The 19,331-nt window shown below is 44.9% G+C and carries 16 protein-coding genes; 6 read left to right on the top strand and 10 right to left on the bottom strand.

What is annotated here, in order from left to right:
* Nucleotides 1-40: 40 nt before the first annotated feature.
* A complete protein-coding gene (sohB, locus tag AB6D06_RS00820) occupies nt 41-1,108 on the bottom strand; it encodes a protease SohB (RefSeq protein WP_372100537.1) in 1,068 nt (355 codons plus the stop codon).
* 137 nt (nt 1,109-1,245) lie between these two features.
* On the opposite strand from sohB, the gene AB6D06_RS00815 reads away from it, so the two are divergent.
* The 4 genes from AB6D06_RS00815 (at nt 1,246) to AB6D06_RS00800 (ending at nt 7,690) form a co-directional block, all read left to right on the top strand.
* Nucleotides 1,246-1,986: a YciK family oxidoreductase gene (locus tag AB6D06_RS00815; RefSeq protein ID WP_017062135.1), complete on the top strand. Its 741-nt coding sequence runs from the start codon at nt 1,246-1,248 to the stop codon at nt 1,984-1,986.
* A 317-nt stretch (nt 1,987-2,303) separates the two neighbouring features.
* On the top strand, nt 2,304-3,011 hold the full coding sequence (imuA, locus tag AB6D06_RS00810; protein ID WP_372109823.1) for a translesion DNA synthesis-associated protein ImuA: 708 nt from the start codon (nt 2,304-2,306) through the stop codon (nt 3,009-3,011).
* Nucleotides 3,012-3,014: 3 nt separating this feature from the next.
* Nucleotides 3,015-4,484 (top strand): DNA polymerase Y family protein, encoded by a 1,470-nt coding sequence (locus AB6D06_RS00805; protein WP_372100539.1) that lies wholly within the window; start codon nt 3,015-3,017, stop codon nt 4,482-4,484.
* A 113-nt stretch (nt 4,485-4,597) separates the two neighbouring features.
* The gene (locus AB6D06_RS00800) at nt 4,598-7,690 is read left to right on the top strand and encodes an error-prone DNA polymerase (protein WP_372109822.1); all 3,093 of its coding nucleotides are present in this window, start codon (nt 4,598-4,600) and stop codon (nt 7,688-7,690) included.
* Nucleotides 7,691-8,023: 333 nt separating this feature from the next.
* Here the strand turns inward: AB6D06_RS00800 and AB6D06_RS00795 are convergent, their stop codons facing one another.
* Nucleotides 8,024-8,965, bottom strand: a complete 942-nt coding sequence (locus AB6D06_RS00795) for a chemotaxis protein CheV (RefSeq protein ID WP_017062139.1) — start codon at nt 8,963-8,965, stop codon at nt 8,024-8,026.
* A gap of 168 nt (nt 8,966-9,133) precedes the next feature.
* Nucleotides 9,134-10,351 (bottom strand): ROK family protein, encoded by a 1,218-nt coding sequence (locus tag AB6D06_RS00790; RefSeq protein WP_017062140.1) that lies wholly within the window; start codon nt 10,349-10,351, stop codon nt 9,134-9,136.
* A 319-nt stretch (nt 10,352-10,670) separates the two neighbouring features.
* Between AB6D06_RS00790 and pyk the strand changes: the two genes are divergently transcribed.
* Nucleotides 10,671-12,119 (top strand): pyruvate kinase, encoded by a 1,449-nt coding sequence (pyk, locus tag AB6D06_RS00785; RefSeq protein WP_017062141.1) that lies wholly within the window; start codon nt 10,671-10,673, stop codon nt 12,117-12,119.
* Between the two features lie 159 nt (nt 12,120-12,278).
* On the opposite strand, the gene AB6D06_RS00780 is transcribed toward pyk, so the two are convergent.
* Both AB6D06_RS00780 and AB6D06_RS00775 read right to left on the bottom strand, forming a co-directional pair.
* Nucleotides 12,279-13,493: a patatin family protein gene (locus AB6D06_RS00780; protein WP_017063485.1), complete on the bottom strand. Its 1,215-nt coding sequence runs from the start codon at nt 13,491-13,493 to the stop codon at nt 12,279-12,281.
* 41 nt (nt 13,494-13,534) lie between these two features.
* On the bottom strand, nt 13,535-13,624 hold the full coding sequence (locus AB6D06_RS00775) for a YnhF family membrane protein (RefSeq protein WP_100214626.1): 90 nt from the start codon (nt 13,622-13,624) through the stop codon (nt 13,535-13,537).
* 145 nt (nt 13,625-13,769) lie between these two features.
* Between AB6D06_RS00775 and AB6D06_RS00770 the strand changes: the two genes are divergently transcribed.
* Entirely contained in the window at nt 13,770-14,363 is a 594-nt protein-coding gene (locus AB6D06_RS00770) for an outer membrane beta-barrel protein (protein ID WP_017067207.1), read from the top strand.
* 92 nt (nt 14,364-14,455) lie between these two features.
* On the opposite strand, the gene AB6D06_RS00765 is transcribed toward AB6D06_RS00770, so the two are convergent.
* The 5 genes from AB6D06_RS00765 to tmk all read right to left on the bottom strand — a co-directional run bounded on the left by AB6D06_RS00765 (nt 14,456) and on the right by tmk (nt 19,327).
* Nucleotides 14,456-14,860 (bottom strand): hypothetical protein, encoded by a 405-nt coding sequence (locus tag AB6D06_RS00765; protein ID WP_017070535.1) that lies wholly within the window; start codon nt 14,858-14,860, stop codon nt 14,456-14,458.
* Between the two features lie 228 nt (nt 14,861-15,088).
* Nucleotides 15,089-16,519 (bottom strand): PTS glucose transporter subunit IIBC, encoded by a 1,431-nt coding sequence (ptsG, locus tag AB6D06_RS00760; protein WP_017062145.1) that lies wholly within the window; start codon nt 16,517-16,519, stop codon nt 15,089-15,091.
* 445 nt (nt 16,520-16,964) lie between these two features.
* Complete coding sequence (locus tag AB6D06_RS00755; protein WP_017063483.1) at nt 16,965-17,732, bottom strand: TatD family hydrolase; 768 nt, start codon at nt 17,730-17,732, stop codon at nt 16,965-16,967.
* A complete protein-coding gene (locus AB6D06_RS00750; RefSeq protein WP_017062147.1) occupies nt 17,723-18,688 on the bottom strand; it encodes a DNA polymerase III subunit delta' in 966 nt (321 codons plus the stop codon). Before AB6D06_RS00750 ends, AB6D06_RS00755 begins: the two co-directional genes overlap by 10 nt.
* A gap of 6 nt (nt 18,689-18,694) precedes the next feature.
* Nucleotides 18,695-19,327, bottom strand: a complete 633-nt coding sequence (gene tmk, locus AB6D06_RS00745; RefSeq protein ID WP_017062148.1) for a dTMP kinase — start codon at nt 19,325-19,327, stop codon at nt 18,695-18,697.
* Between the last annotated feature and the right edge of the window lie 4 nt (nt 19,328-19,331).

Raw genomic sequence — 19,331 nt, 5'->3', positions numbered from 1 at the left:
GACTTATGCGCTTTCTTTTTAAGGCTCGAACTAAATAAGCTTAAACAATCGGCTTTTGACCGCGTTCAATCAGCTTCATCAACACGCTGTCTGCAGATTTACCTGCCACGCCCGCTAGTTTGTCTGAAAGCTTTTTCTTCTGTACGTAGTGGATCGCTAGAACCGTTTTGTCCTTACATGCCGCTACGACTAAGTCATCAGAAGTGCTGATCTCATCCACCAGCCCAAGTTCATGTGCTTGTGTACCAAACCAGTGCTCACCCGTTGCAACCTTATCAAGGTCTAGCTCTGGACGATGGTCACGAATGAAGTCTTTGAATAAGCCGTGTGTCTCTTCTAGCTCTTCTTTGAACTTCTCACGTGCTTTATCGCTGTTCTCACCAAACATAGTCAGTGTGCGCTTGTACTCACCCGCAGTTAGCTGTTCAAACTCAATGTCGTGCTTTTTAAGCAGTTTATTGAAGTTTGGCAGTTGAGCGATAACACCAATAGAGCCAACAATAGCAAACGGTGCAGATACAATTTTGTCTGCGATACATGCCATCATGTAACCGCCGCTTGCCGCCACTTTGTCTACCGAGATAGTCAGAGGCAAACCTGCCGCTTTGATACGATCAAGTTGAGAAGACGCCAGACCATAGCCGTGAACCATGCCACCGCCAGACTCAAGTTTCAGCAATACTTCATCACCTTCACGAGCCACAGCCAGAACCGCCGTTACCTCTTCACGTAATGAAGCCACTTCTTTCGCATCAATGCTGCCGTTAAAATCAAGAACGAATAGATGTGGTTCACGCTTGCTATCAAGCTCACCCTCTTTCGCTGCTTTCTTCACTTCTTTACCGCGTGATTTTACTTTCTCTTTTTCCGCTTTCTTTTCTGCTTTATCACGGGCTTTGATGAAAGCATCATCGTGTAGATGGTGCTCTAATTGTTCAATCGTCTGTTTATGGTGTTCAGATAGGTTCGTGATTTCCAGCTCACCTTTAATCGCGCTTGATTTTCCACCCACAGATTTAGCAATGACTAAAATTGCAATGATGGCGATTACAACGGTCGCAATCTTGGCTAAAAACAAGCCGTAGTCCAACAAAAATTCCAATGTCATATCCCCTATTGTATGAATTAGTGTATTGTAACCATCTTGTCACGATTACCAAGAATTTCTCATCATTCCTGCGGTTATCTGTGTGATTAAACATCAATGGAATGACGAACATAATAAAAGAAAGAAGGATAAGCACAGTGGATTACCCAATCTCTACAGATGCCCTCAAAGATAAAGTAATTTTGGTTACAGGTGCCGGTGCTGGCATTGGTCGCCAAGCTGCACTAAGCTTCGCTCAACATGGCGCAACTGTCATTCTGTTAGGCCGCAATGTTAAAAACCTAGAATTCATTTACGATGAAATCGAAAGCGCTGGTTACCCGCAGCCTGCAATTATCCCATTGGATTTAAAAGGTGCGACAAAGCAGAACTACGTTGATATGGCTGAAACCATTCAATCACAGTTCGGTCGTTTAGACGGCCTACTTCATAATGCTGGCGTTCTTGGCACTCTGAGCCCGTTTGAGCAGATTGATGAAGAAACCTTTGATGATGTTATGCAGATCAATGTGAAGTCTGAGTTCTTGATGACTCAAGCTCTGCTACCTGCACTTAAAAAAGCAGAAGCAGGTCGTATCGTATTCACCTCTTCTACCGTTGGTCACTCTGGCCGTGCATTCTGGGGCACTTACGCGATTTCTAAGTTTGCTACCGAAGGGATGATGCAGATCTTAGCGGATGAGCTTGAAGACACAAACATCCGTGTTAATGCGATCAACCCAGGTGGTACTCAAACACGTATGCGTGCAAAAGCGTACCCAGGAGAAGATGCGAATAAGCTAAAAACGCCACTCGACATCATCCCACTGTACCTACACTTAATGAACCCAAGTGTGACAGACATTAATGGCCAATGTATCGATGCTCAACCTAAGTAACTGATATCATTGACCAATAGTAAAAAGTCGCTTCCATAGCGGCTTTTTTTGTATCTAAATCAATCAACTAACACTGATACCAATCGTAGTAAATAACTGGTCATCCTAGCTTGTTAAAACACTCGATAACGGCGTTAGAAATTTTGATTGTAGAATAACTACTTATCGAAAATTTCTGCCTTGTTCTCAAGCATTTTTCCTGCGCTATTTATGATCACTTACTTACTGTGATTGGTATTATTCCCCTAATTTTCGTCATTTTGCTTTGCATCTTTTCCATTGTTAAATATACTGTATAAATATACAGGTATTTAATTATGCATGAACTAATAAAAAACTTACAAGACCGCCAGCTAATCTGGAAAGGGTTACAATCAACAACGCAAGGAAGCACCACTTCAACAGGCTATCCTCAACTGGATAAACAGCTTGATGGCGGCTTCCCGACGCACGGCGTTATTGAAGTTGAATCACAACAAGGGATCGGCGAGCTTCGCCTACTGACGCCCTATTTATCTCAACAAAACTCGCAAAAACTGGCCATATTCATTAACCCGCCAGGGAAGATCTGTGCTGAGTTTTTTAACAGCCAAGGCATTGAATTAGAAAACATTCTCGTTATCCAGCCTCAACGCGATCTCGATGCGTTGTGGGCAGCTGAGCAGTGCCTCAAAAGCGGCGCTTGTCACTCTGTATTGCTATGGGGAGCCGATCTAGAAATACACCAAACAAAGCGCCTACAAGCAGCCAGTGAAACCGGTAAGTGCCTGCAGTTTCACTTTAAAGCCCCCAGCCATAATCAATTATCCCTGCCCGTTTCCTTAAGCATGAAACTCTCTTCTCACGCGCAGGGATTAAAGGTTGAAGTGACTAAGAGAAAAGGCAGCTGGTCGTATGGCAGCTTTATTCTAGACATGACACACTACTGGCCGTTACTCACAGAGAAAGTCGTTTATGAAGACAATTCAGACCGCGCTTTGTCTGGTAACACTGTGCTGGCTTTTCCTATTGCGAAGCAAGGCTAACGTATGTTGTGGCTTTATCTGCACTTTCCATCTCTGCAGTTGGATACCTTGTTTAACTCTAATGAATTGGGTTCGAGCGAAGACTCACGCGAACAACCTATTATCATCGTGGATGAAAAAGATCACCATGTACTGCAAGTAAACCCAGCTGCGCTGCAATCGGGAATTTCGCTTGGTATGGGCTTAGAGTCTGCAGCAGCTTTGTGCCACAACTTACACGTCCACCCTTACAGTATTGAACTGGAGAAAAGTAAGCTTAAAGAGATCGCTCAATGGGCGTATCTGGTCACTTCCGACATGGCGTTATTGCCACCTAATGGTTTGTTGATTAAAGCCTCTAACATGCTGTCACTTTACGACGGGCTAGATAACTACTGGCATGAGCTCAAAAGCCACTTAGAAACGCTCAATATCCAGTTCAGCTTCGCTACGGGTTATTCGCCGCTTTCTGCGATCCTTTTGGGTAAGCAAGCGATCAACCAAGCAACAAACAATATTGAGCAGATGAAAACTTGGGTCAATCAACAAGCATTAATTTCCAGTGAGCTACCGACCAAGCAAGTGGAACGCCTGAACCGTGTCGGTATCAATACCGTTGAAGACTTATTAAAGCTGCCTTTGCAAGAGGTCGCACGCCGCTTTGATATCGACTTGGTGAATTATGTCGGTCGCCTTAACGGCCAGTTCAAGCACCCGATTGATTTCTATCATCCACCAGAGAATTTCCAGCAATATTTGGAGCTATTGTTTGATATTGAAAACATCCTATTTATCGAAAAGCCGTTGCTGAAATTACTGAATCAACTCGAATGTTTTTTGAAGCTACGCGATCGAGTGGCTTTCGAGTTAACTCTGACTTTACACCTAAGAGATAAAGACGATCACCCTGTCTCTTTTTATTCGGCACAAGGTGATTACCTTGCTGAAAAATGGGCGAACCTTACTCATCTCACCTTAGAGTCACTCAAGCTCACCGCACCGGTTCAAGGACTGACCCTCAGCTTGGTTCGTCATGGAGAACCCCAAATGGCCTACCATGATCTTTTTGATGGTAATACCGGAACACTTGCCGCGTTAGATTTGCTCTCACTACTGCAAGCAAAGCTTGGACAAGCCTGTATTCAAACACCAAAAATACAGCACGACCCAAGGCCAGAAAAGGCCAATCAGTATTCGCTCCCAACACTGAGTAAGTCTGTGACAAAAAGGCAAACACCCCCAGAGAGCGAGCAACAAACCATAGCTCTCAGCGTCGTTCAACAGCGGCTCAGGCCCAGTATTTTACTGCCAGAGCCCGAAGCCTTAACCGAAAGCGTCACCTTATCTCAAGGCCCAGAGCGCATTGTGTCTGGCTGGTGGGACGGAGAGAAGGTCATTCGTGACTACTTTATTGCTCACAGCGAAAACGGTCGGTGGCTCTGGATATTTAGAACGCCAGATAAACAGTGGTTTTTGCACGGCTTATTTAGCTAGTCGGTAAGAACGTAAGTCAGCAAGAAACTTTGTTAGCTCCTCCGTTCTACTTATTCAATTTCAGCGTCCCTTTTCAATCATGTTCACTCGCAATGGTTAAGTGAGATTACGTTATGTCTCAGCAATACTCAGAGCTTTTCTGTCAAAGTAATTACTCCTTTCTAGAGGGAGCTTCGCATGCGGAAGAGCTTGTTTTACAGGCCGATTTCTTGCGTTACAAAGCACTCGCGGTTACTGATGAGTGCTCAGTCGCGGGCATCGTTAAGGTTCACTCTGCAATCAAGCAACATAAACTGTCACTCAAGCAAATTGTCGGGAGCATGTTTTGGTTAAATGAAGAGTGCCAAGTGATCTTGATATGCCCAAACAGACAAGCCTACGCCGAGCTGTGCCGTATAATTACCAACGCGAGACGTCGTAGCAGTAAGGGACATTATCAGCTCTCTGAGTGGGATATCATGTCGGCTAAGCACTGCTTTATTCTTTGGCTTCCTCAACAGAAAAATGAAGACGCGCATTGGGGGGAATGGCTCTCCCAGCACCATTCAGGTCGGCTTTGGATCGGCTTACAAAGACACCTAAAGCAAACCGACCAGCAGTACACAGATTACTGCGTTGAGCTGTCACAACATCACCAACTGCCGATTACAGCTTGTGGTGGTGTGTTGATGCACAATGCGAATCGCTTACCCTTGCAGCACTCACTCACTGCGATAAAGTACCAAAAGCCCATTACCGAAGTGGGCAGTCACTTACTCGCTAATGCCGAGCGCTGTTTACGGAGTATCAATAAGCTCTCTCATATCTTCAAAGCGGAGTGGCTAGAAGAGAGCAACCGTATCGCTGAGCTGTGTGAATTTGATTTAAATAGCTTGCGATACGAATATCCCAGTGAGCTGATTCCTCAAGGGGAGACACCCATGAGTTATCTGCGCATGTTGGTCGAAAAAGGAAAACAGACTCGCTTCCCACAAGGTGTACCTAACGACATCCAACAAATCATAGATAAAGAATTGGGATTAATTGACGAGCTTGACTACCCTTTCTTTTTTCTCACCATTCATGACATCGTGATGTTTGCCAAAAGCCAAGGCATTCTTTACCAAGGTCGAGGTTCAGCGGCCAATTCCGTGGTCTGTTACTGCTTAGAAATCACCTCTGTCGACCCAAGACAGATCTCGGTGCTGTTTGAGCGTTTCATCAGTAAAGAGCGCGATGAGCCGCCTGATATTGATGTCGATTTTGAACACGAACGTCGTGAAGAAGTCATCCAATACATCTATAAAAAATACGGTAGAGAACGGGCTGCACTTGCTGCAACAGTCATCTCTTATCGCTTCAAAAGTGCGGTGAGAGATGTGGGGAAAGCATTAGGGCTACAAGAAACTCAGCTCGACTACTTCATCAAGAACACCAATCGCAGGGACAAAAGCTTAGGTTGGCAGGCTCAGCTCACTCAATTAGGGCTACAACCTGATTCTTTGAAGGGGCAGCAGTTTATCCACTTGGTTAATGAGATCATCGGCTTCCCACGTCACTTATCTCAACATGTCGGTGGCTTTGTCATATCCTCAGGGCCTTTGTATGAGCTGGTTCCCGTCGAAAATGCAGCGATGCACGATCGAACCATTATCCAATGGGATAAGGATGATCTAGAAACCTTAGGCTTGCTGAAAGTTGATGTGCTCGCGTTGGGTATGCTCTCTGCGATTCGTAAATGTTTCGACCTGATCAAACGTATTCACGGGCGATCACTGACCATTGCTGAGATCACTCGCCTTAAGGACGATCCTCAGGTTTACGGCATGATTCAGCGAGCAGACACAGTCGGGATATTCCAAATTGAGTCACGCGCACAAATGAGCATGCTGCCAAGGCTTAAACCGAAGACTTATTACGACTTGGTGATTCAAATCGCTATCGTACGCCCAGGCCCTATTCAGGGTGATATGGTGCATCCGTTTCTCAAGCGTCGAGATGGCATTGAGCCAATCAGTTATCCATCTAAAGACGTGGAATCAGTACTGTCGCGCACCTTAGGTGTACCGATATTCCAAGAGCAAGTGATCAAACTCGCGATGGTCGCTGCAGGGTTCACAGGCGGAGAAGCAGATCAACTCAGACGGGCAATGGCCGCTTGGAAGAAAAATGGCAACGTCTTTAAGTTTAAAAACAAACTCATCGAAGGAATGCAAAAGCGCGGCTATGAGACAGAGTTTGCTGAGCAGATCTTTAAACAGATATGCGGCTTTGGCGAGTACGGTTTTCCTGAAAGCCACTCCGCTTCGTTTGCGGTGTTAGCGTATTGCTCCGCTTGGTTGAAATGCTACTACCCAGAGTGCTTCTACGCTTCTCTGTTGAATAGCCAACCGATGGGGTTTTATAGCCCTTCACAGTTAGTACAAGACGCACAACGACACAATGTGGTGATACTTCCGGTATGTGTGAACGCTTCTCAAAACGACCACACGGTTGCCCCTCATCAGAATGGTCTAGCGATTCGCTTAGGGCTGCGACAAATCAAAGGATTCAGCGAGCATGGAATTCAAAGCGTGCTCGCCAATCGTCCACCATCCGGTTATCGCCACCCTAGTCAGGTGAAACAGTTATCGATGAATAAGAAAGATATCGAGCTACTGGCATCGGCCAATGCGCTACATAACGTTTCTGGAGACCGCTTCCAGACTCGCTGGGCGATCATGGACTCGGCGTCGGATTTACCTCTGTTTAGCCAAGCCTATGACGATGCTGAGGCAGGACATGACGAACATGTACTGCACAAGCCCAATGAGATGCAAGATCTACTCGAAGACTTCACCAGTGTCGGAATTTCATTGAACAAGCACCCCATCACTTTGCTCGAAGAAGCAGGACGATTAGGTCGATTCACACACATGAAAGATTTAATACAGCAAAGACACAAATCTATGGTCACCGTTGTCGGATTAGTCACAGGTAAACAATCTCCCGGCACCGCGGCAGGTGTCACCTTTGTTACGCTGGAAGATAGCACTGGCAATATTAATGTCGTGGTATGGGGAGCAACCGCACGCGCTCAACAGCAAGCTTATCTCACAGCCAAGGCGTTAAAAGTACAAGGGATATTAGAAAAAGAAGGTGAAGTCGTGCATGTTATCGCGGGAAAACTTATCGATATTACCGATGAAATTGTTGGCTTGAAAACCAAATCTCGGGATTTTCATTAGCGAAGTACCAACTGTTCTCAATCGATCATTGGCTAAAGAAAAGAGAGAAAGAAAAACGAAAAAGGGAAGCATCCGCTTCCCTTCAATTCCAGTTGTTGAGTTATGACTCAACTTCAGCTTCCGTACGTCTTTTCTTAAATTCTCTATACAGTAATAAGCTCAAAGTCATGACGACTTTAGACGTTAACCATATCATTAAGAGGAACTACCTTAGATTGTGTGTGAAAAATTACGCTAGTAGTTGAGCATATTTCGTTAAGAAAAATATGCTGCGTGAATATTAGCAAGCGTTTTCTATAAGGTCACTCAAAACAAACCGTACAGCAGCATTAATTATAAAATCTGACGCATTCGCTCTTGAGTCACTTCAACCAAGAGGTCTGGCTGGAACTTAGAAATAAAGCGGTTACACCCTACTTTCTCAACCATAGCTTCATTAAAACTTCCGCTTAATGAAGTGTTTAGCGTGATGAATAGGTCATGCATTCTTGGGTCAGTACGTACTTCATGTGTCAGTTTATAGCCGTCCATTTCAGGCATTTCAGCATCGGTGATCATCAACAATATTTCTTGATTGATGTCTTTGCCTTCATCACACCAGCCCTTAAGTAAGGTCAGTGCTTCTAAGCCATCACAACACTCAATAATGTTCAAACCCAGCTGCGACAAGGTGCCTTTAATTTGGTTACGCGCTGTTGAAGAGTCATCAACGATAAGCACATTGCGTCCTATCATCTCCTGAGCTAATTGTTCATCTAAAACGCCTTCAGAGATCGAGACATCGTAATCAATGATCTCAGCCAACACTTTCTCAACATCGATGATCTCGACGATCTTGTGCTGCTCTTCTTCTTGAATATGCGTAATAGCGGTTAGGTAGTTTGCACGGCCTGTTGTCTTTGGCGGCGGCTGGATTTCTGTCCATGTCGTGTTCACGATATTACGAACTTGCCCAACCAAGAAACCTTGTACGGTTCGGTTGTATTCCGTAATAATCAGGTTGCTCTCTTGAGACTCCGCACGAGATGGCGGAAAGCCAATGGCACTGCGTAAATCGATAACAGGCACCGATTCACCACGTAAAGACGCAACACCCGTAATATGATGATGAGAGCCCGGTAAGCGAGTGAGTACTGGCACTTTGAGGACTTCTTTCACTTTAAATACGTTAATCGCAAATAGTTGACGACTATTTAAGCTGAATAACAAGAGTTCCAGACGGTTTTCACCGACCAGTTTGGTTCTCTGATCAACCGAATTTAAAACGCCAGACATACAACACCTTAGTGACAAATAATAACTGTGGCTACAATAGCCTACTTCAATAGGTTAAAGCAAAGCGCCAATGCACAGAATGCTTAAACTAAGTACAACAAATGATGTTATACAAAGCTTAAGTACATGGAAAGGTTCAAGGTAAGGCTACAAGACGAGAAAAAGGGGTTAACCTTCAATAACTTTCATTAACAGTTGGCCATCGTATAAGGCCTGCTTGATGAGCGCAGCACCTGGCATGGTTGCCTGCTTATAAAAACGAGATTCCACCAGCTCTAAGTCTTTATGGTAAACCGATAGACTCTGCTCTTCGATACACTTTTGAATCGCCGGGTATAACACGCTCTTCGCCTGATTGATAACACCACCCACCAAGATTTTCTCTGGGTTGAACAGGTTAATCACAATCGCAATCGCAGAACCTAGATAACGGCCTAACTGTTCAATCACTTCGACAGCCAGCGGATCCCCATTAGCAGCGGCAGCACAGATCTGTTCAATAGTGACGTCTTCAAACACCGTTAGCGTTGATTCTTCACCATTTACCAATCGCTCTTTGACTTGCTCACGGATTGCCTGAGAACTCGCCACCGTTTCTAAACAGCCTCGATTACCACAGTGGCAAAGCTTGCCTTCCTTGTCGATCTGGATATGCCCCAACTCACCGATGTTACCGTGACGTCCTTGCAGAACGCGACCATCAAGAATGATCCCGGCACCTAAACCGTGGTGAATCGAGATAAGAACAGAGTTGTCGTTGTCTTGTGAGTTACCAAACAGCTTTTCTGCTAATGCCCACGCTCGGGTATCATTGGCAATAAAAACTGGCAAACCGGTTTCTTTGTAGATCTCCGGCCCCAACGCTAAGTTTTCAACGTTATAGTGCGGCATCTGCAACACAATACCTTGCTCTGAATTCACCAGACCTGGCAGTGTGATAGCGATACTCGTCACCCTGTCGAGTTGCTCGGCATAGGTTTGGAAGAACTCATCGATTTCATGGAGAAGACGCGCAAGCACATCGTCTTGATCACGTTCATGGATATCAATCTTGGTATCGATAAGCACGTCGCCGCCCAATTCATGGAGCGCGATCGTCAAGTATCCGCGACCAAGACGCATCGACAAAAATTGCCAACCTTCGTTATTGGTTTGCAGACCGACAGCAGGACGCCCACGAGTCGTGGCTTCTTGAACCGTCGTTTCGTGAATAAGGTGAGCTTCAATGAGTTCACGGGTAATTTTAGTAATACTCGCCGGAGCCAACTCACTTTGCTTGGACAGATCGATACGAGAAATAGGACCTTTAAGGTCAATTAGTTTATATACACGACCAGCATTGACCTGTTTGATATGATCAATATGGCCCGGTTGAGCCATGTACATTTTACGCTCCAGAAATCATCAACGAGGTAATTTTTTTACTTTGCGAAGTAATTGTGAAGTCACTTGGTATATCGCCGTGACCAGTATCACGTATATACATGAATCTTTGTGTATCGAGTCAAATAGTTCGAGGAAAATTAACACCCACATCGATAATTTGCGACTTAATTTTCAGAATAAAACATCGCATTTGAGCCCTGAATTCAATAATTAAAGGCAAATCAAGAAATATCCTCCTAGCTCCCAATAAATTATCAATTAATGCATATACTTAATTCAGTCTTTTAAAAGATTACTTGGCCTCACTCTAGGAGTATTCATGACAGCCGAATTAAGAAAAACGAAAATCGTCACAACGCTAGGCCCTTCTACTGATAAAGGTAACGTGCTTGAAGAGATCATCAAAGCCGGTGCCAATATTGTTCGTATGAACTTCTCTCACGGCACCAGCGACGACCATATACAACGCGCAGAAAAAGTCAGAGCAATAGCAAAAAGACACGGTACTCAAATCGCCATTCTCGGAGACTTACAAGGTCCCAAGATTCGTGTGTCGACATTCAAAGATGGCAAAATCCAACTTGCCGTAGGCGACCTGTTCACTCTCGATAGCAGCCTAGGTTTAGGTGAAGGCAATCAAGAAGCCGTTGGCCTTGATTACAAAGAACTGCCTAACGACGTATCCGCCGGCGATATACTGTTGCTTGACGATGGTCGTGTTCAACTCAAAGTAACCAAAGTGGAAGGCTGTCGCGTTCATACCGAAGTCATCATTGGCGGCCCACTCTCAAATAACAAAGGCATCAACAAAAAAGGGGGTGGCCTTTCCGCAGAAGCGCTAACAGAAAAAGACAAGCGCGACATCGTCACCGCCGCACAAATCAAAGTGGATTACCTAGCGGTGTCTTTCCCTCGTAATGGTGAAGACATGCACTATGCTCGTCAGCTTGCACGAGAAGCCGGCTTAGAAGCTCACCTCGTCGCAAAAGTGGAGCGAGCAGAGACAGTAGCTACAGTTGAGAACATGGATGACATCATAATGGCCTCAGATGTGGTCATGGTGGCTCGTGGTGACCTCGGAGTGGAAATTGGCGACCCTGAGTTAGTCGGAGTACAAAAACAGCTTATACGCCGTGCCAGAGCGCTTAACCGAACTGTCATCACCGCAACTCAGATGATGGAATCAATGATTTCTGCGCCAATGCCAACCCGTGCCGAAGTTATGGATGTTGCCAACGCCGTACTCGATGGCACCGATGCTGTGATGCTTTCTGGTGAAACTGCAGCTGGTGACTACCCAGTCGAGACCGTAAAATCGATGGCTGAAGTCTGTATTGGTGCGGAAAAAATGGCAGGCATTAATAACCAATCCAATTACCGTATTGACCGCACCTTTGTTACTGCCGAAGAAACCGTTTCGATGGCGACCATCTACTCTGCAAACCATATGGAAGGCATTAAAGGCGTTGTCACTCTCACCGAGTCAGGCCGCACCGCACTGATGATGTCTCGCCTGAGTGCCGACATGCCGATCTACGCGCTGTCTCGTAACGAAGGAACGCTTAATCGCTGTACCTTATACCGAGGTGTGACACCAATCTACTTCGAGACAGAAGCCGAAGACAGCTTTGACATTGCACTATCTACACTCACTTGCTTGAAAGAGAAAGGACACCTTAAGTTTGGTGACCTAGTGATCGTCACTCAAGGCGACATTATGGATGTAGCAGGGTCAACCAACTGTATGAGAATCTTGCCTGTCACCTAATATTTGACCTTAAGGCGAAACGATTCGCCTAATCTCAAAAACTTAAAAGGGTTATCGAACCAAGTTCAATAACCCTTTTTCATTTCAGAACACGACTCACTAAAATCTGCTTAAACAGCATAACGAGCTCACAGCATGCTAGCTCATCAACTTCGGGAATTAGTTACCCGCAGCAATGGTGGCTAACTGTGGCATATGCGAGTTGCGAGCGTTTTCCGTTGAGGTATAGGTCTCCACAAATCGGTAACCGGCTTCTAAACCCAATTCGTAATCATGCAGTAAATCATCTTTATGACTCATTAATGAGCTCGATTTAAGCGTTTGACTAGGTGCTATCTGAACCACAAACGCGTCGTCTGGTGGCGAATTCAAAAAATCCTGAGTCAATGAGTAGGTCTGATAATGCACCATCAGCATGTCAGCCAACCCTGAATCAAACTTATCTCCGATTAAATGACTTAAGCGATAAATATCATCTGCACCAAATAGCCAGCGACCACCGTTCAGCAGGTCTAAATGCCCACGGTCACGCTTCTGCTCTTTTGAGCGCATAATTTGTTGTTGGAAGAAAGAGGTCCAGTCGGTTTTCCACTGTTCCACTTTCTGTTGCCAATGGCCTTGAACACTGTCGAAAGATTCGCGGAACCACTCCAGTTCTTCTGCAGATATAGGTTTAGGCGCTTTGACTGAAGATCCCTTAACTGGTGCTTCAACCAAATGGGTATTACCTTCCTCCACCACTGGCTCAGTACGAATCACCACAATAGAACGAGCTTGTCTTCGCCACGCTTCCTGAACTGGGATACACGCCGATACACCACCGTCCACATAAGCACTGTCACCAATAAAGACTTCGTCATTGTACAAGCGAGGAATAGCACAGGTCGCAATCATCACCTTGTACCAATCTTCGCCCAATAATGGGAAGTAGTGGTCTCGTAAGTCTTTGGAATCCGTTACAGCCGCATAGAAGTGGCGATCGCCTAGCGTTTGTCGCCCTAAATCCAGATCGAGCTTATATGGGTAAGCCATGATTTGTTCTAGCGCCCATTCTAATCCTAGGTTCTTTCTGTGTCGTATATAGGAAAAGAGATTGAAGAACTCTGGTGAGGTTGTGAGGTCGAGAACAAAAGAACGCCCAAGGCCTTTATCACGGCACAGATAAGCACATAAGTTGAGAGCACCTGCTGAGGTACCAAAAAATTCGTCGAAGGGGTCAAAATTTGAGAGAAGAAAGGCATCCAGCACTCCAGAAGTAAAAATACTTCTCTGTCCGCCACCTTGAGCGACCAGTGCTGTTTTTCCAGCAATAAACTTAGCGTAATAATCCAAGTCTATTGCTGTATCAATATTGGTTATAATCCCACTATTCATTATTCCCTGAGTATCAAAACTCAGCCTCGCAATAGATGGTATTAACTACCAATCGCAATAAAGCCAAATGAAAGAATGATCATGTAGATAAACACGGTAATTTGTAGGGCATTTTTCAGATTATGGTCCATAGACACCTCTGGTTTATTATTAATTTGTCGAGTCTCTATTTAAGTACTATCAGGTGTGTGAAGTATCTTCAAGAATCGTCGAAATTAGTCGCACAATATTGATGTAACCATCACAATTAGTAAGTGTATGGATAAGGATATACTCATGAATAACAAAGCAAATATGATGGCACTGATTACGCTTCTCTCCGTTTCAAGCGCGTATGCTTCGCCGGAGATCATCATTACACCTATGGTAGGTTATACCGGCGGTGGCAGTGTCGAAGACCAGGACGGTAAAACCTATGACATGAAAGGCTCTGAAAATTACACCTTTGCCATTGAAACGCCACTTGAAAAAGGACGCATCGGCTTCTTCTACTCCAATCAGAGCTCGGAATTAGAAACGCTTAACCTAAGCTCCTCCATCCAATACCTGCACCTTCAAAGCAGCATCTACTACCCTGCTTCGCCTGTGTTGTCGGGTTATCTAGGGCTAGGCCTGGGTGCTTCTTACGTCGATGTAGACTGGGCAAAAGATAAGTATGGATTCTCAACTTCTATCTTTGGTGGCTTAGAGTACAAATTTAGTGACCGACTAGCGTTGAACACACAAGTACGTTGGTTAGGCACGGTTGTCGACAACGATACCTCCGGTGTTTGTAATATCCCAAATAACGGGCAAGAGTGCATCATTCGCTTTGATACCGACTGGATGAACCAATTCCAAGCCAATGTCGGACTGAGTTTTACTTTCTAAGCGGCTCAATGAAGCAAAAATATAAGATCGGCCCAAACTAAAAAACCAGCTAAATGCTGGTTTTTTCATTATTAAAACGGTTTTAGTTCAGGTTAGAACTTATAGGTAACACCTAAAGCGCCGCCCACTTGCAACTCAACACCTTTATACATATCGAGTTCAGGGTGAACTTGAGCGTAAGCATTCCAACCTTCGTAGAAATTCACTTTCACGCCTAACGGCAAGCGTAAGCCAAAGTCGTCATTCCATTCAGCCCAAGCACCAGCACCGACGTACCAGCTCAACGGAGCTTCAGTCTCGAACTGACCACGCTTCAAAATGTAATCAAAGGCAGCGCCGTCATTGCCAATCGTAGCACGGTATTTCTGATCAAATTCCACAACGACACTCAGGTCTTGGTCAATGGCAAGTCCAACTTCCAAAGCTGGAGCTTCAGAAGCGTGAGCAAACGAGGCTCCGCTGCAGCACATAAGGCCGATCAAGTAACGATGTTTCATAATATTCTCAGACTGTGTTTAAAAGCGGTAGTTTACTGGAATAATAACGAAAGGTGTCATCGCTAGGTAAAAGATAAAAGACACGAAAAATTTAAGAGCAACCATCAACTGATCGAGTTGAATGATAAGTATCTGAGTTAATGGAGATTAAGCACAATAGATCTTTCATAGAGCAGAAAACAAAAAAGGAGGCCTTTCGGCCTCCTTTCAATTTATTGAATCAGAGAATTAACCGTTGTTACGGATCCACTCATCCATGTCTGTCTTAAGGTTGTCAGACTTAGTACCGAAGATAGCTTGTACGCCACCCGCTACTACTACAACACCTGCAGCGCCTAGTTTCTTCAGCTTGTCTTGGTCAACAAGAGCTGTATCAGCTACTGCAACACGTAGACGAGTAATACAAGCGTCAAGACCAGTGATGTTCGCTTTGCCACCGAATGCAGCAACTAGCTCACCAGCAAGTTCAGAACCAGTCGCAACTGACTCTTCTTCAGTCTCGTCTTCACGGCCTGGAGTTTTAAGGTCTAGAGCTTTAATCACAGTGCGGAATACGATGTAGTAAATTGCAGCGTAAGCAATACCACATACAACCATTAGGCCCATCTTAGACGCGTTGCCAGATAGAACTAGGAAGTCGATTAGACCGTGTGAGAAAGATGTACCGTGTACAAAACCTAGAGTGTTCGCAAGAACGTATGCAGAACCAGCTAGTAGAGCGTGGATTGCGTACAGTACTGGAGCAACGAATAGGAAAGAGAATTCGATTGGTTCAGTGATACCCGTTAGGAATGAAGTCAACGCAGCAGAAGCCATGATGCCCATTACTTTAGCGCGGTTTTCAGGCTTAGCTGAGTGTGCAATCGCGATTGCAGCAGCAGGTAGACCGAACATCTTGAACATGTAACCACCAGCTAGCTGACCGAAGCCATTGCCCGCTGCACGAGATGCGTCATCAGCAACTAAGTAACAAGTAAGAACACCGTTTTGAGTTTCGCCAGCAGCGTTTACACAAGTACCAGCTTCAAAGAAGAAAGGTACGTTCCAAACGTGGTGAAGACCAAATGGAATTAGAGAACGCTCAACGATACCGTAGATACCAAACGCCACTTGTGGGTTTTGGTGAGCAGCCCAATCAGAGAACGCAGAGATAGCGCCGCCAACTGGTGGCCATACTACAGATAGTAGGATTGCTAGACCAATCGCAGAGAAACCTGTGATGATTGGCACAGCACGCTTACCAGCGAAGAAGCCAAGGTACTCTGGTAGTTGAATACGGAAGAAACGGTTGAATGCCCAAGCAGCAACACCACCGACTAGGATACCACCTAGTACACCAGTATCGATTTTATCAACGCCCATTACACCAGCCATTACGCCAAGTGTAGCAGTCATGATGCCATAACCAACGATAGCAGCTAGACCCGCTACACCATCGTTGTTAGTAAAGCCAAGTGCAACACCTACTGCGAACAGTAGTGCCATTTGACCGAATACTGAACCACCAGCTTGTTCCATTAAGTTTGAAACGATTTCTGGAATGAAAGGAAGATCTGCTGCACCGACACCTAGCAAAATACCCGCAACTGGTAAAACTGATACTGGAAGCATCAGAGACTTACCAACTTTCTGCAGGCTAGCAAAAAGGTTCTTAAACATGTTTATGCTCCTGATAAAGATAAAATAATTATATTGGGTTCTAACGGCACACCCCCGTAGCCTATATGTTAGCACCCTGCGAAAATGTAACCATGTATTGCATTATATTTTCTGCCGCTAAATATATATTGATGGGGAACTAACTTTCTAGTCACTTACGAAATTTAGTTTCAAAACACGTCTTGGATCACATGTCAAATCTAGAAATGCAATGCTTTACAAGTGTTTAATGCATTGAAATATATAAGTATTTTTCAAGAGCCCTATTATTTTACTGGGTAAATAAAATAGGAGCGAATGTTATTTTTAGTAACAAAATTACAAATGTTATAATTAGCGCTCTCAAGTTCAACATAATTCGTAAACATTAAAAAAAAACGTATTTTTGGTGATCAAAAACACAAAAAGGGAGCTTTTGCTCCCTTTTATTTGTTTACTTAGATTTTTATCGCAAAAAAAGTTTTTGGTAATTTTTGGTCGTTTGTTCGGCAACCTCTTTCATCGACACACCTTTTAATTGCGCAATGTAGGCCGCCACTTCGACGACATATGCAGGCTGATTCTGCTTTCCACGATATGGAATGGGCGCCAAGTATGGAGAATCCGTCTCGATCAGCAACCTGTTTAGCGGTAGGTTTTTAACAACTTCTTTAAGTTCTGTAGCCTGCTTAAAGGTCACAATGCCTGAAATTGAGATATAGAAACCTAGTTCCATTGCTGCTTCTGCGAATGCTTGATCTTCGGTAAAGCAGTGAATCACACCGCCACACTTCTCAGCTCCGCCATCACGTAAAATAGCTAATGTGTCTTCACGTGCGTTACGAGTGTGAATGATCAAAGGTTTATTCAGCTCAACGGCTAACTCAACATGCTGCTTAAATCGTAGCTGTTGCAGCTCCGCCGTCTCTGGTTGGTAGTGATAATCTAAACCTGTCTCTCCAATCGCCACAACCTTAGGGTTGCTCGCGTATTCACGCATTGTCTCTAGGCTGAAATCACTTTCAACATCGAGAGGGTGAACGCCACAAGAGGCTTTAACGTTATCAAACGGCGAGATCATCTCGAGCATATTTTCAAACGAATCGAGTGTCACACCGACAGAAAGCAATTGGTCTACATTAGCAGCCTTCGCCTTGTTAACCACATCTTCTACGCTGGTGTGTAAATCTTGGTAATCCAGTTTGTCTAAATGACAGTGGGAATCTACGAACATGTTTCCTCGCAAGTGGCTATCAGCCAATTCATTATGAGTAGCTCCGTATTGAGCCCAGGGTGTTGCTTTAACTGCTCAATCAATGTCAGCAGTTTATTCGATGCTGCATAAGCACTTTGATAAGACATCGCCTCACACAGTGCTTTCGCACTCGGAGTGAAAGCCTGATTCGCCAAACCAAAATGCAGCTTCTGTACATCTGACAATAGATGCCAAAGCCAGCCAAGTTGAATCAAAGGGTCTTTGCTAAGCTCTGTAGAGAACTTTAGCATGTCAGGTTGAGTGCCTTTTATCACATTCACAAAGCCATCGAGCGCTTTTGTTGAAGCTTCAACGCCACCTTGCTCAAACATCGCTTTTGCTTTTAAAGGCGCGTTGTCATTGAGTGCTAAAATATACTGCGGTACCGCTTTGCCCACTTCACCATCTAACCACGCTGATGCTGTCTCTAACTGCGGACTAACCACATTGAATTGCTGACAACGGCTAATAATAGTCGGCATTAAGCGATTACTGTTACGAGTAGACAGAATGAAGATGCACTTGCTTGATGGCTCTTCCAGAGTTTTCAATAGTGCGTTGGAAGCCGATTCGTTCATTGCTTCAGCAGGGTTAAGCAAAATAACGCGCAAACCACCTAACTGAGAAGACTCTTGAGCCCAGCGGTTACTGGCACGCACTTGATCAACCGTGATCGACTTACCTTCTTTCTCGGGTGAGATCACATGAAAATCAGGATGACTGCCCGACTTCATTAACTCACAGCTGTGGCAAAACCCGCACGACTCGCTTTCATAGTTCGTGCACATCAATGCGTCGGTAAGTTGGCTAATCAAAGCATCAACGCCGAGCCCTTCCGGTGCATTAACAATCACAGAGTTAGGAAAACGCTCCGCATCGAGACTTTTTTTCCACTCACTCCATACCGGTGTGAGCCAAGAATACACTTCAGCCATGACTACCTACTGTTTGTCGAGCCAAGCAGTTAGCGCGACTTTAATATCAGCGGCTACTTGCTCAATTTCTTGCTGCGCGTTAATCACAAGTACAGAATCATCTTGTTCTGCAATTTCTAGATAGCGCTCACGCGTGCGGTCGAAAAATGAGATGTCCATCTTTTCAATTCTATCAAGCTCACCACGGCCTCTAGCACGCTCTAGCCCTACTCTAGGGTCTAGGTCCAAATATAGCGTTAGATCGGGTTTAAAGCCGCCTAGCGTGGTTGCTTTCAGTGATTCCATAGTCGTGCGCGCGATCTGGCGACCACCACCTTGGTATGCCTGTGAAGACATATCATGACGATCACCCAATACCCATTGACCATTGGCGAGTGCCGGCTTGATGACGTTCTCGACTAATTGAACACGTGCTGCATACATCAACAGCAATTCAGTCATGTCTTGAAGCTTCTCGCCTTCGTGCTCTTCTTTAACCAATGAACGCATTTTTTCAGCTAAGACAGTACCACCCGGCTCGCGAGTATTAACAATATCTTCAACACCCGATGCTTTTAATGTCTCAACGATGGCATTGATTGCTGTGCTTTTGCCAGCGCCTTCAAGGCCTTCAACCACGATAAATTTCGACTGATTCATAATT

The sequence above is a fragment of the Vibrio sp. 10N.239.311.G01 genome (genome assembly GCF_041465805.1).
GTDB classification, from domain to species: Bacteria; Pseudomonadota; Gammaproteobacteria; order Enterobacterales; family Vibrionaceae; genus Vibrio; species Vibrio crassostreae_C.
This window is presented reverse-complemented; position numbering and strand designations above follow the sequence as displayed.